Source organism: Metabacillus crassostreae, from assembly GCF_016908395.1.
GTDB classification, from domain to species: Bacteria; Bacillota; Bacilli; order Bacillales; family Bacillaceae; genus Metabacillus; species Metabacillus crassostreae.
In genome coordinates this window covers 116,073-130,019 of the sequence record NZ_JAFBDU010000011.1, presented here as the reverse complement: position 1 = coordinate 130,019, position 13,947 = coordinate 116,073, and the positions used below count along the sequence as shown (strand labels likewise).

Annotated in this window: 10 protein-coding genes; 4 read left to right on the top strand and 6 right to left on the bottom strand. The window is 32.4% G+C overall.

Translation table 11 applies throughout. The features are described 5' to 3' along the window. Positions 1–261: 261 nt before the first annotated feature. The 5 genes from JOC75_RS21625 to JOC75_RS21605 all read right to left on the bottom strand — a co-directional run bounded on the left by JOC75_RS21625 (position 262) and on the right by JOC75_RS21605 (position 6,266). Positions 262–1,566, bottom strand: coding sequence for a nucleotide sugar dehydrogenase (locus JOC75_RS21625; RefSeq protein ID WP_204956052.1), 1,305 nt, complete (start codon positions 1,564–1,566; stop codon positions 262–264). 30 nt (positions 1,567–1,596) lie between these two features. After that, on the bottom strand, positions 1,597–2,481 hold the full coding sequence (gene galU, locus JOC75_RS21620; protein ID WP_204956051.1) for a UTP--glucose-1-phosphate uridylyltransferase GalU: 885 nt from the start codon (positions 2,479–2,481) through the stop codon (positions 1,597–1,599). Between the two features lie 277 nt (positions 2,482–2,758). Next, positions 2,759–4,549: a cell wall-binding repeat-containing protein gene (locus tag JOC75_RS21615; RefSeq protein ID WP_204956050.1), complete on the bottom strand. Its 1,791-nt coding sequence runs from the start codon at positions 4,547–4,549 to the stop codon at positions 2,759–2,761. A 256-nt stretch (positions 4,550–4,805) separates the two neighbouring features. Beyond that, a complete protein-coding gene (locus tag JOC75_RS21610) occupies positions 4,806–5,606 on the bottom strand; it encodes an SGNH/GDSL hydrolase family protein (protein WP_204956049.1) in 801 nt (266 codons plus the stop codon). Between the two features lie 84 nt (positions 5,607–5,690). Next, on the bottom strand, positions 5,691–6,266 hold the full coding sequence (locus tag JOC75_RS21605; RefSeq protein WP_204956048.1) for a hypothetical protein: 576 nt from the start codon (positions 6,264–6,266) through the stop codon (positions 5,691–5,693). 655 nt (positions 6,267–6,921) lie between these two features. Between JOC75_RS21605 and JOC75_RS21600 the strand changes: the two genes are divergently transcribed. The 3 genes from JOC75_RS21600 to JOC75_RS21590 all read left to right on the top strand — a co-directional run bounded on the left by JOC75_RS21600 (position 6,922) and on the right by JOC75_RS21590 (position 11,676). Then, positions 6,922–7,350 (top strand): hypothetical protein, encoded by a 429-nt coding sequence (locus tag JOC75_RS21600; protein WP_204956047.1) that lies wholly within the window; start codon positions 6,922–6,924, stop codon positions 7,348–7,350. 1,025 nt (positions 7,351–8,375) lie between these two features. Next, positions 8,376–9,860 (top strand): cell wall-binding repeat-containing protein, encoded by a 1,485-nt coding sequence (locus JOC75_RS21595; protein WP_204956046.1) that lies wholly within the window; start codon positions 8,376–8,378, stop codon positions 9,858–9,860. 28 nt (positions 9,861–9,888) lie between these two features. Beyond that, positions 9,889–11,676 carry a cell wall-binding repeat-containing protein gene (locus tag JOC75_RS21590; protein ID WP_204956045.1) on the top strand — a complete coding sequence of 596 codons (1,788 nt, stop codon included), beginning with the start codon at positions 9,889–9,891 and terminating at the stop codon, positions 11,674–11,676. Between the two features lie 144 nt (positions 11,677–11,820). On the opposite strand, the gene JOC75_RS21585 is transcribed toward JOC75_RS21590, so the two are convergent. After that, positions 11,821–12,549, bottom strand: coding sequence for a PIG-L family deacetylase (locus JOC75_RS21585; protein WP_204956044.1), 729 nt, complete (start codon positions 12,547–12,549; stop codon positions 11,821–11,823). Positions 12,550–12,656: 107 nt separating this feature from the next. Between JOC75_RS21585 and JOC75_RS21580 the strand changes: the two genes are divergently transcribed. Then, positions 12,657–13,784 carry an acyltransferase family protein gene (locus JOC75_RS21580; RefSeq protein ID WP_204956043.1) on the top strand — a complete coding sequence of 376 codons (1,128 nt, stop codon included), beginning with the start codon at positions 12,657–12,659 and terminating at the stop codon, positions 13,782–13,784. Positions 13,785–13,947 lie beyond the last annotated feature (163 nt).

The window sequence follows — 13,947 nt, the reverse complement described above, 5'->3', positions numbered from 1 at the left end:
GTTTTTCCCCAATCCCTATTTTTTCTCTTAATTATACAAAAAAGTACCCCATAGGTAGACTTTTTATAAGTGTCTACTCTATAGGGTACATTTTAGTTAAAGTTCCCTCAAGCTTTTTGTATGCTTTTTGTTCTGTAATTTATGTTGTTTATACTACGTAATCACATGTTATTTTGGTTATGATTTACACTACCTTATTGGGAACTAAGTATCCATAAGAGTTCTGCTTTTCCAGCTTAGTATGTAGTTAGCTCACCCAACTTATAAAATTGCCTCTCTCCCGATAGAAACATAAACAAGTCCATGATTTTTCATCTCATCAAGATCATAGCAATTCCTCCCATCAAATATCATAGGGGTTTTCATAAGCCTTTTATAGTTAATAACAGGATATTTTTTAATTTCAGACCATTCTGTACCTATAAACGTTAATTCTGCATCTCCAATTGCCTCATCTATCGTAGAACAATACTTGACACTTTCGCCAATTGTTTTTTTAACATTACTAATGGCTATTGGGTCATAAACATAAACAATTGCTCCATTTTCAATTAGTTGATTAACAATTACAACGGAAGCCGATTCTCTTATATCATCAGTATTCGGTTTAAAGGCCAATCCTAATACAGCAACCTTTTTCCCTTCTAATTGACCAACAATTTCTTTTGCTTTTTGAATTAACAATAAGGGTTGATGATTATTTACTTTTATAACAGACTCTAGTAACTCAAATTCATGCTCAACATTACCTGCGAGTTGTACTAACGCTTTTGTATCCTTAGGAAAACAAGAGCCTCCGTAACCTATTCCGGCTTGTAAAAATTGCTTTCCAATCCGTTTATCAAGTCCTATCCCTGTAGATACATCTTCTATATTTGCACCGAGTTTTTCACATATGTTTGCTATTTCATTTATAAAACTGATTTTTGTTGCTAAAAAGGCGTTAGAAGCATATTTAATCATCTCTGAACTTCTAATGTTTGTCCTTAAAATAGGTCTATTGAACGAAGTATACATTGCTTCAACAATATCACCTGAATATTTACTAGAAGAACCAATAACAATACGATCTCCATTAAAGGTGTCACTAATTGCTGAACCTTCTCTTAAAAATTCAGGATTTGAAACAACCTCAACAAAATGTCTATTTTGAAGATTTGTTTGAATAAGATTATTTATCCAATCATTTGTCCCAACTGGAACAGTACTCTTTATCACCACGATAGAATCTTGTTGAATATTTTCTGCTATTTTTCTAGAAACAGCTTCTATATATGTTAAATTAGCTGATCCATCAGGTTTTTCCGGTGTGCCAACAGCAATAATTATGATTTCACAATTACTATATGCGTACTCAGGGGATGTAGTAAAGAAAATATTTCCTTTTTTGATATTCTTACTTAACATCTCTTCTAATCCAGGTTCATAAATAGGAGACTTTGCTTCTTGTAGCATCTTTATTTTCGCTTCATCCACATCAATACAAATTACATGATGACCAATCTCTGCTAAACATACCCCTGTTACTAAACCCACATAACCTGTTCCAGCTACAGTTACTTTCACAGTGAAACCTCCTTATAATTACCAAACAATCTAACTATTATTTTTAGTTAGTTCATTTAAATAATTTAATAGATCATCTCTCAATTCAGTTCTGTCTAATGCAAAATCGAGTGTTGCTTTGATAAATCCAAATTTATCACCTACATCATACCTTTTCCCAGTAAAGTGATAAGCTAGAATACTTTGCATTGTTAGTAGTTTCTTAAGTGCATCAGTTAATTGTATCTCCCCACCTGCACCAGGTTCTTGATGTTCTAATATATCTAAAATTTCAGGTGTTAAAATATAGCGTCCCATAATAGCGCTATTTGAAGGTGCAAGATCGACACTCGGCTTCTCCACTAGATCTATTATATTAAAAATATCTGCTTGTAATGCCTGTTTTTCATAATCAATGATCCCATATTTCGAAACGTCTTTTTTTTCTACCTTACGTACACCTACAACTGCTTTTTCATACTTGTTATATACATCTATTAGCTGTTTCAGACATGGCTCAGAACCGTTTGATTGGACAATATCATCACCAAGCATAACAGCAAAAGGCTCATTACCAATAAAACGACGTGCACAGTATATTGCATGTCCTAATCCCTTTGGCTCTTTTTGACGAATATAGTGAATATTAGCAAGTTGAGAAATTTGTTGAACTTCTTCGAGAATATCCCATTTCCCTTTATTCGCTAAAGTTTCTTCCAACTCATATGATTTATCGAAGTGGTCCTCAATAGCACGTTTACCACGACCACTTACAATTAAAATATCCTCGATACCAGATGATACCGCTTCTTCAATAATATACTGTATAGTTGGTTTATCAACGATTGGCAGCATTTCTTTTGGTTGTGCCTTAGTAGCCGGTAGGAATCTTGTACCTAAACCAGCAGCAGGAATAACAGCTTTTCTAATCTTCATATTTCTCCCCCTTACCATATATCCATCTATTATATGGAGTGTAATTGTTAGTAACTTGCCAATGTAATGACTATAAAAAAAATCTTGGAAATAATACTTAAGGTAAAAAAATATATTACATAGACTTTCAAATAAAGAGTACTAAATACTGCCTAGCTTAATTGTATCCCAATTTTATCTTCTAAAGTAAAGCCTTAGTTAAAATTCCTTTAAGTTTAAATTAAGATTTTATTCAAAAGGAAAAGCATGTACCAACTAATAAGTACATGCTTTTCTATTAATTAATCAAGCTTTGAAAACTAGGAACAAGACTCTCATTTATTGCTCCATTTCCTCCTAATAAGTTGAAATGTTCCAGTTCTTTAACTTTTCCAGAAATAACCGAAGGTATTTTCTTATTTTCAACAAGTAATAGTGGTGCATTATACTTAGCTGCTAAAACTGATCCAGTTAAGGCATCTGCATAATTGTAACCATCAGTGAAGAAGATCTCCTCTTGTGAAAGAGAAAGACCATTAAGTATTTCAATTGCTGTAGAGAACCTTTCCTTTCCTGATAACCTAGTTGAATTCTTGAGATTTTTCTCTACATTAAATCCTATTACCCCTGTCCCTCCGACAATAATTGTTTCATTAATTCCTGTAAGTGATTGTTTTACACTAGTTGAAATTGTTTGACCGTCAGTTAATAAAATTGGATAACCATGACGTGCTGCGTAAGGTGCAATTGCCAATGCATCGGGGAAATTCTGACCATAAGCTATGATAGCCTTTTTAGGATTCCCTCCAAGTTTTTTAGCTATTGCTACAGATGTTTCATAACGATCTTTACCAGAAATTCTCTCAACTTGTAGATTTAAGTTGCGTAATTTGTTTGCTACTTTCTCGTTAATTGCACCACTTCCACCTAATACGATAACTTTCTTTGCACCAAGTCGAACAATTTCATTCATGGTTTTTTCGTTAAGTTCATTATTTTGTGTTAATAGAATTGGAGCATCTAACTTATATGCTAAAGGTCCTCCTGAAAGAGCATCTGGAAAGTTATAGGCAGTAGCAAGAAGAACCGTTTCCGTAGAATCCCATCCTTTTTTTGATATTTGTACAGCCGTTTCGAAACGATCTTTTCCAGCAATACGTGTTCCTATTCTATTAATATATTTAGATGCAATATACCCTTGTTGAGAACCAGCTTTTACCGGCACCCAATTAAAACGATTAGCAACACTGTTTATGTCGTATTCTAACAATCCTCTTACCGTAAGGACTGAATTCTCCTGAATATCCTTTACAACATTACCTGTACTCGGCAAATTTTGTAACCTTGTATTTACCGTGGCTTCAACATAATCATTTTCATTAGTATATAATTCTTTGGAATTTGTTAAAGAAACAAGTTCATATTGCAGGTTCTTAAAAGTGATATTTTCTGATGATGTACAAGAGTACTGAAATTCTTCAGGATCAAAAGATAACAAATCAATTTTTGTAGAAATTTCATATACACCTTCTAGTTTATTAAAAACCTCTTCCTGATATGCATTCTTATTTCTACTAATATCTGTTTTTGAACATTTTGTTAATGGACTATTTACTGGTTTTATACCATTATAAGCCATCACAGCAAAATACCAACTCTCTAATTTTTCCGGAGAATGATTATTTATTTTAGGAATATCAGTTCTTGAGTAAAAATTAGATGCAAGCCTTTTTACACCTTGTTCAATGTTAAAAATTGCATCATATTTTAAACGATCTTTTTGTTCTGGTGGATATGATGTAATTTGCATAATCCCGATCCCACCATCTTCAGAAATGATTGTCTCACCATTTTCATCAAACTGCTTCCAATTTCCCTTTTCTTGAGTGGCTACAGCTTTTACTATCTCTGGTGGAACTACATATTCTTTAGCTAGTGTAGTTAACATACAATTCACTTGCTGAAAAGTAGGGTTCTTTCCTTTTTCAACAGTATACCCACATATACTCTCTGTAGCCGATACTGTTATTCCTTTAATAGTTAATAGAGCAAAAATAGTTGCTAACATTATTAAAATCTTAACTTTCAACTTTGGCCCTCCTAGTTTAATATCACTAATACTACTATAGCAAAATCTTACATTTTTTAAAATTAGAATAATAGTATCATAGTAAAGGTTAGCCATCTTGTTAAGAAAGTAAAGTACTTTTAGTAGAACTATATGGATATTAAATAAGAAAGTGTTTTGGACCTTCAATTCCTATTTCATCCTTCCCAAATACTACTATCTTTTTAAGAATATCACTTATTAAAACAGTAAAAAAAGACGATGGCTTTTCCATCGTCTATTTTTGAATAAAATATTCAATTAAATAATTTGCCCAAAGATTATTTCCATCTTCATTCACATCATTTTTCTCTGTTAAATAAGATTTCATTTTAATATCTTCTAGATCAGGCCATGCTTCCCAATGATTCAAGTAGATTATATCATTTGCTTCTGCATAATCTTGTAATTGTATAACTTCTTTTGGATAGTAATCAGCTGAAAATAGAGGATTAGGAGGTTGCATCATAATTGTGACAGATTCATTTGTACTTTTCCATGATTCCATCATTGTTTCAATATTTGCTATTGTATTAGGAAACCCAATTAATCCACTATTATCTTTTAGCATAAAAGGTTCAAATAAGACTATATCCGGCTTGAGTTCAGTTACTTCTTCATAAGACCTTTCTTGTACAACATCTAGTGTGGTTTGATTCCCTTCAGAAATAATAGTAACTTTAAAAATCTCTGTACCATATGTACTCTCCAACTCTGCTTTTAATTGAGATGGCCAAGCACCTGCTTGATCAGATGTTGCGTCTGACCCGTAAATAACAAGATTCAAAGGCTTTCCTGTAGATTGTGCTGTTTTTATCTTGTTTTGAACACTCTCAGGTAATCTTGCAGCATATGAAGTAACATCTATTGTTATAATTTCTACCTTTTCTTCTTCTACTACTTGTGTCTCTGAATTAACCTTTTCTGTATTTGCCACAACCTTACTATGAGCAGTAATCTTGTTTTTCCAATGCAAATTACCAACGATAATAGCAGCTGCACAAATTATGATTGTCAAAATGACAAAAAACTTTTTCACAATAAATCCCCCAGTTTACGACAAGTTCTTACTAAAATTATACACAAAATTTCAATTCTCTCAAACTATTTCCTTAAATCCAAATTAATGGTAAGAAATTGTTTGTAAATACTTAATTAATTCTAATTCTTCCGTTTGCTTGTTACTCGTTGGTTTTTTTTCTATATATTTAATACAATCCTCTATTGAATGACATGTTCCATTAGATACAAGTTTTTTCATTTCCTTAACTATGGATGGTGCTATAAAATTAGAAGGAATTGGTGATCTAGCAAGATCTTGCAGAGATTGAAATCTTAATTGATCAAGCTCATAATTTGACAGTTTCACCCTAGGTACTTTACTATCATGTTCTTTATCAATGAAACCTTTTGCCATTTTATTTACTAGAATTATATAAAGTAAAATAGATAGTAACACTTGAATAGAAGCAATATAAAACAAGTATACTTTTTCATCAAGAAATAAAGACCCTAAAGCATATGTCAAACCTACTATAATAATGGTTAGAATAGTTACATATAACAAGTGCAGTATTAAGGAAGGATTACGCTGTGATTTCCTTATATTTTGCACTCGAAAGTCATTATAACTTTTATTTAATTCAGTTAACGTTACTTCCAAGGTTTCTAAATGATCTTCTAACTCTCTCCCAATCAATGACTTCACTTCCTATATATCTTTGGGATATTTAGTAACAGATTACATCCTTACTAATAATAGAGAAAAAGAAAGGTTAATTCAATCTAATCTCCATTATTCCTCAATTTTCCTATTGAAACCACAAAATAACTACTACAGCTATAGATCTATTACAGACTAAAAAGCCTGGATAAAAGATATTATCCAGGCTTTTAGATGAAAGATTATTTCTCTAAATCTAGAATAACTTGATCAGCAATTGCTCCTGTCCCACCAAGCACAATAAATTCAGAAAACCCATAACTTTGAACAGCTTTTGCTGTTTCAGTAGGTAGGTTATTTCAAAATTTCTACTATTGTAATCTGCCTGATTTTCTTTAGGCGCTAAAGTTAGATAATTTTCTTCCCACTCTTGCATTGTATTATAGCTTTGTATACTACGCTTTCTTTAATTTCACTTCCTCATTCTTTAAAAATTCCAATCTTCATTCAAGGTATTTTAGCAATATATGAAATTTATGTAAATAACTTAGGGAGATTTTCCTAGCTAAATGGAAACTATATTAAATTTATAAAATTTCTCACTATGAGTAACAAATCTTAGTAATTACTTCTTTATACAATAAAAGTTGATATAATAACTCTACAAAAGAAATTGAAAGAAGTGAAAAGAATGAGAGAAGGCATTACATTCATTGTAGAAATTATCAATAATCTTCATGATATATTAATTCTGTTAATTAACGATGTGTTTGGTCTCCAGATGACAGATAAAGATATGCACTTTTGGATATTAGGAATTATAGGGATCCTTACATATGCAGGTGTCTATCTCATATCTAGATGGCTATCTAAACTCCCATTTGGTATGCATTTAATCGCATTTTTATATACACTAACGTTCATGTTTGTTTTAGTTTTTGCAATAGAAATCCAACAAGCTATAACAAATAGGGGAAACATGGAGTTTATGGATGCCATTATTGGACTATGGGGTTTCATAGCGTTATTTTTGGGATACGTAGGAATTGCATTTGTAGTTATCTTAACGAAATTTGTTATAAGGAAAATAAGCAATAGAGATAATGATGTCGAAATGTAAAAGAAGTACCTATAGAGGTACTTCTTTTACATTTCATTATACTTAAATTATACTAAGCACTTACTATTAAAAGCTTTGAGTTTTCTAAAAATACAAAAGTTAATTACAGCATGGTGGAAGATCAAGAATGATACTTATAGAATTAAACATTTGTACTAGAATTAAATTCATCGTATCTTTTATCATAACGGCAAGGATTAGATTTAGCATTCATTATTATCCCCCAAAAAAGGATATGTAACTTGTGGATCAGATATTACAAAAATCCCCACTCCTAAAATAAGTAAACTAGAACAAACTTCCTAAACCTATGTAAATATTGTAGAAACATGTCATATTGTTTAACTAACCAACTTTGGATATTCATAGTATTATAAAAATAGAAGGTTATTAGAAACTTATGGAAATAAACTTTTCATATCCTAAACATCAAGGGTCCAACTAGAAGGGGTATCTATTGAATGATTAGGGAGATGGTAATGTTGAAGCTTAAGAGCATGATTTGCTTTCTTACAAAAAGACATAAGTTTAGTTATTATTCAGATCAGTGTGTACGATGTGGCAAGAAGAAAAAAAAAGTAGCATAAGCTAAAAGAGTAGATTTCCTACTCTTTTTTTCTTTAATCCGTAATTAAAACTACTGTACAAAACAGTTCATCTTAAATGATTCATCTTATTTTCTACTCTTTCTTTAACGAAATTCTCCTAAAAAATGAGTATCTCCAACATATATTACGACTCTATCATCTCTTATATATCTTATCTCGTAATATGTATTACTAAGTTTTTTTATTTATGGAATAACTTTTCGTATTGGAGATCAAATCGTAAAAACACACCATTCTCTTTACCTTCTCAAGGCACTTTCTTTATTCCCACCCCCTCACAACTAAAGCTTATTTATAATCCATACCTTTTATATACACTCCAAAAATCCACAAAAAATTCAGCCTAATTTTAGTAGGTAAATTGTCACTCAATCTATGGTATTCTAATTTTATATATTGAAAGGAGATTTTTCGACTGTGATCAAAGTTATTGGACTCATTTTACTTACATTACTTTTCAACCTTTCCTTTCAAGTGAATACTAGCATCGCCGCTACTACTGAAAGAATAAAAGGGACAGATCGTTACAAAACTGCTGTTGAAATCTCTAAGAAAGGTTGGAATACTGCTGAGACAGTAATTCTAGCAAAAGGAACTGATTTTCCTGATGCATTAGCAGGAGGACCCCTTGCCTATTCTAAAAATGCACCGATTTTACTTACAAACGATAAGGTATTAACAGATGTAACCAGGCAAGAAGTTCTAAGGCTAAAAGCATCTAAAGCTATATTACTAGGAAGTGAAGGAGCTATTTCAATAGATGTAGAGAATTCATTACGATCTTTAGGCTTGGAAATGGAAAGAATAGGTGGTCAACATCGTTTCGAAACTGCTGCTAATATAGCAAAAAAACTATCTTCAAACAAAGCATTTATAACAAATGGAAGGAACTTTCCTGATGCCTTAGCTATTGCACCTTATGCCGCAAGAAATGAAATTCCTATTTTATTAACTGAAAAGGAAACACTTCCAGAAGCTACCTATGAAATAGTTAAGACAAAAACTCAGACCTTTATTATTGGCAAAGAAGGAGTTATAGATAAGAATGTTGAACAGCATTTAGTTAATCCTACCCGTTATGGTGGTAAAGATCGTTATCATACGAACCAGATTATAAGCGGGAAATTCGCAATGGACTCAGGTAAAGCTTTTGTAGCTACTGGTGAAGATTTCGCTGATGCTTTATCAGGCTCAGTTTTAGCAGCTAAAAGCAATAGCACTATACTACTTGTACAAAAATCAAAGCTGCCAGCTACAATACAAACTATACAGAAGAATTACAAGCATTTTTCTATTTACGGGGGATTTGGTGCCGTTAGTAATGAAGTTCAAACAAGTTTAGCAGGAATTCAAACGATACAAACGCCTTTACCTTTAAAGAATTCAAAAGTAAGGGATAAGCCTATAACCCATATTGTGACACATTTTATGAGTAATGCAGCCAGCAAACCCGAAGATCCCTACAATATAAAAGATCTTCAGCAAATTTTTCTAGATTATAATGTATCTGCCCACTATTTAATTGGAAGAAACGGAGAAATGCATCAATTAGTACCTGAAAACAGAGCTGCCTTCCACGCTGGTAAAGGTACTTTAATTAATCTTCCCTATTATAAGGATCAATTAAACTCTTATTCTATTGGAATTGAAATGATGGCTATAGGAACAAAAGAGGAAATGAAATCCATGATGTCTTCCACACAGTATAATAAAATACATCGTTCTCATATTGGTTACACAGAAGCACAGTATAAATCGTTAAAACTACTAGTAGATGATATCGTAGCAAGAAACCCTTTTATTACGAGAGATCGAAAACATATCATAGGACATGATGAATACTCACCAGAACGAAAATCAGATCCAGGCTCTTTATTCAACTGGGCTAAAATAGGTTTATAAAATATATATTAGAAAGAGGAATAAGATTATGAAAAAAATATTGGTTCTTATTATTATCAGCTTCATTTTCAGTTTTACCTTTCTAGAAACAACTCTCGCTGCTTCTATAGAGCGTATAAAAGGTTCAGACAGATATCAAACAGCAGTTGAAATCTCTAAATCTGGTTGGCAATCTGCTGCAACTGTTGTTCTTGCAAAAGGATCAGATTTCCCTGATGCCCTAGCTGGTGGTCCACTCGCATATTCATTGGACGCACCAATTCTGCTGACAAACGAAATGACATTAACTGAATCAACAAAGCAAGAGATCTTAAGATTAAAAGCTTCTAATATAGTTATTTTAGGTAGTGAAGGAGCTATTTCAAAGCAAGTAGAAACTTCTTTACGTAATATGGGTTTAACAATTGATCGAATAGGTGGAAAACATCGATTTGAAACAGCTGCTAATATTGCTAAGCGCATTTCATCATCAAAGGCGATTATTGCAAATGGCAGAAATTTTCCTGATGCCTTAGCTGTCGCTCCATATGCAGCAAAAAACGGGATTCCTATTTTATTAACTGAAAAAGAAGTTCTTCCAGATGCAACACATCAAATTGCTAAATCAAAATCACAAACCATCATTGTTGGAAAAGAAGGTGTTGTAGCTAAAGGTGTTGAAGATCGCTTAACAAACACAGTACGTTATGGTGGAAACGACCGATATCACACAAATCAAATCATTAGTGAAAAATTAGTCATGAGTGCAAGTAAAGCATATGTTGCTACAGGTGAAAACTTTGCAGATGCTTTATCAGGTTCTGTGTTAGCAGCGAAAAATGACGCAACAATCTTACTTGTGCAAAAATCAAATGTCCCGACGCCAATCAAGACAATAAGTTCAAAATATGATCAATTCATTATTTATGGTGGAATTGGGGCAATAAGTGACCAGGTTCAACGAACTTTAGCTGGATATCAAACAGAATTCGTTCTCCAAAATATCGCAATTGGCGATACAGAGCAGCACGTCCTTTCAACACTTGGTCAACCTGCTAGAAAAGATCTAAGTAGACATGGCTTTAACTGGTATATCTACAATAAAGATTATAAAAAATACATTCAAGTAGGAATTAAAAATAGTAAGGTAGTAGCTTTATATAGTAATTCTGATAGTTGGGAATCAAATTCTGGAATTAAACTTGGATTAAAGCGTAGCTTAGCGATTGCAAAATTAGATGCTATCGGGGAAAAACCAAGTTATTTTAGCCTAGATTACCAAACATACCATGTTATAAATGACGAGTATTCTGCAAATGTATTTTACGACCAACATGATAATGAATCATTATCAGCAATTTTGTTAGTTGAAAAATCTATTGACCCTTTTATTGGTAGCAATTACTCAGATATTCTTGACTCTACTAATACTTCATTGAAAGATCAGTTACGAATTAGTTTTGAAAAGCAAAACTTAGACCTAACAAATGCTTACCGTGTTAGACATGGCTTAAAACCTCTTGCATGGGATAATCAAGCTGCAACAGCTGCGAGAAAGCATAGTCTAGATATGTTAACTAGAAACTATTTTGATCATGTAAATCCTGATGGAAAAGATCCTTTTGAGCGAATGGAGGATAGTGGTGTTGTATTCCGTGCAGCTGGTGAAAATATTGCTGCAGGATACTATGATGCTATCGATGTACATGATGGATGGGTCAATTCTTTAGGTCATAGAGAAAATTTATTAGGTAGTGATTATACCTACCTAGGAATTGGCGTTGCTTTTGGTGGAGAATACGGGACTTATTATACTCAGAATTTTTTCATGAAATAATATACAGTAAAAAGATGGATACACAGTTCACAAAAGTGGGTATCCATCTTTTTAATTAATATAGTTCCTCATGATATTATATATGCTTACTAATCATTTTTTGGTCACTATTAAAAATTAAGGTCACACCGTTATTCTTCTAACCTAATCATGCCATTTGCTTTTCATAGATTCCTTAGCCTTCTCAAAATAAGGTTGAACGGATATATAACCAATACCATATAACTCTTTTTTCGGATTCCATATGTTATAAGCACTTAAGCTCTTATTGAAATCATCTGAGTACTTCTTGGGAACATTATACTCTCCTTTAGACATAATAGTTTCATGCTCTTGTATAGGTAGATAAAATGTACCTTTAACTCCGTCTTCTTCTATTAATTCCTTTAATGCTACACCAGATTTAGCATGATCACGGTGGGGATCTAAATAGGACATAGCATGATGTGTTACGTTCTGATATTTATCATTTAAATCAATCATAATTTTTTTGACATCTTTTTCGTCAATATTACCATCAGGAAGCTCGTATAAATAAATGTCATCTTTTTTCACTCCTAATGCCTCTACGGATCTTTTAAACTCTTTTATACGAGATGAAGCAAATTCATCTTTCGTGATCTTTGCATAACCAGATTGAGTTAACTTTTGGTTTACTGCATCGAATGCATTGCTTTCTTTCCCTTCTGATAATAAGACGACAACCACTTTATCTCCAATATTTCTATGATGTAGGATAGATGCACCTAAACTTAGTACCTCATCATCCGCATGTGGTGCGTAAAAGATAGATGTCTGCTGCTTTTCTCCTATACCGCAAGAAGATAATATAATAAAGAAAAGGAAAGAAAGAATAATGACGTAATTTCTCATGTAAGCCTCCAACCTATTTAGTTCATATATATGTATATTACCATTATTTCCTTATCTTAGTGTATACTTTGCTAAGATAGAACATTTAAATAGAAAGGAAGCAAAAAATGCAACCAAGACATATGAAACAAGCTTCAAAGCAAAGAATTTATTCTCTTGATATGGCAAGAGGATTTATCGTGATTTTATCTGTCTTTTTAAGTGCTATTCCCTCTGGTGGATACGAGTATTTTCGACATGCAGAATGGTATAACATTACTGTAATCGATCTTATTTTACCCTCTTTTATAACAATCTTTGGTACAAGTATGGCAATTGCTTATCAAAAGGGCGTAAATTGGGGTAAGTTTCTGAAACGAACAGTCAGACTCATTGTTTATGGAATTCTGTTTACGATTATTGTGACATGGAGTATTGACTTCACTTCAATTAGATTAACAGGTGTTCTCCAAATGTTTGCCATTTTAGGAATAATAACAGTACTAATAACGCAATATATCAAATCACCTAAAAAGTTGATTATAATAGCACTTTTCTTATTATTTATATATGGTGCAGTAACACTAATTTCAAGTCAACAGTGTGAGGATGGCCTTCCACAGCCTAGCTGTAATCTTTCTGGAATAATCGATATAAATATCTTTGGTGAAAACCATGTGTATGCACAAGGAACAAGAGGCTTTGATCCTGAAGGCCTGGTAACAAGTTTTGCAGCACTAGCAAATGTTCTTCTTGGCTATGCAATAGGACGCTTCATGATCATCCATAAAGAAAGTAAACCATGGAAGCACATTCTATTTTTAGGATTATTCTTAATTGTACTATCCATTATTGCACATTATATTCTTCCATATAATAAACGAATTTGGACACCTTCCTTTGCCTTATTGGCAGCTGGAACTACATCACTGATGATTGCAACCTTCTATTTAGTTTTTGACAATAATAGGAACAAAGATGCTAAAAAAACTGTACTTGCACCTATTGTATGGTTCTTCGAAGCATTTGGTAGAAATAGCTTTCTTGTTTACTTTGGGAAGTTTATTATCGCTTCTGTATTGACTCATATAATGATCACTGTAAATGGAAAACAAAGCTCTATCTACTCTGTTATACTTAGCTGGGTTGAATCCTTTAGTACTTATCCTCAACTAACCTATGCTTTTCTTATGCTACTATTTTGGATTATTATTACACTAATACTTCATAAGAAAAAGCTTTATGTTAAAGTATAAAAAGGTGTGTATTCACCTTTTTATACTATTTTATCAACTTTTAACACGAAAATTTCTACTAACCCATCAATTCCTTTTTCCTTTTATATCTACTCTCCCTCATATTTGTTTACCATAGCCTCACTTCTATTAAATTCTATAACCATATATTTCATATTTAGAG

Coding starts and splice junctions, on each gene's coding strand:
- JOC75_RS21600 (WP_204956047.1), top strand. CDS start 6,922: ATGAGAGAAGGCATTACATTCATTGTAGAAATTATCAATAATCTTCAT.
- JOC75_RS21585 (WP_204956044.1), bottom strand. CDS start 12,549: ATGAGAAATTACGTCATTATTCTTTCTTTCCTTTTCTTTATTATATTA.
- JOC75_RS21590 (WP_204956045.1), top strand. CDS start 9,889: ATGAAAAAAATATTGGTTCTTATTATTATCAGCTTCATTTTCAGTTTT.
- JOC75_RS21580 (WP_204956043.1), top strand. CDS start 12,657: ATGCAACCAAGACATATGAAACAAGCTTCAAAGCAAAGAATTTATTCT.
- galU (WP_204956051.1), bottom strand. CDS start 2,481: ATGAAGATTAGAAAAGCTGTTATTCCTGCTGCTGGTTTAGGTACAAGA.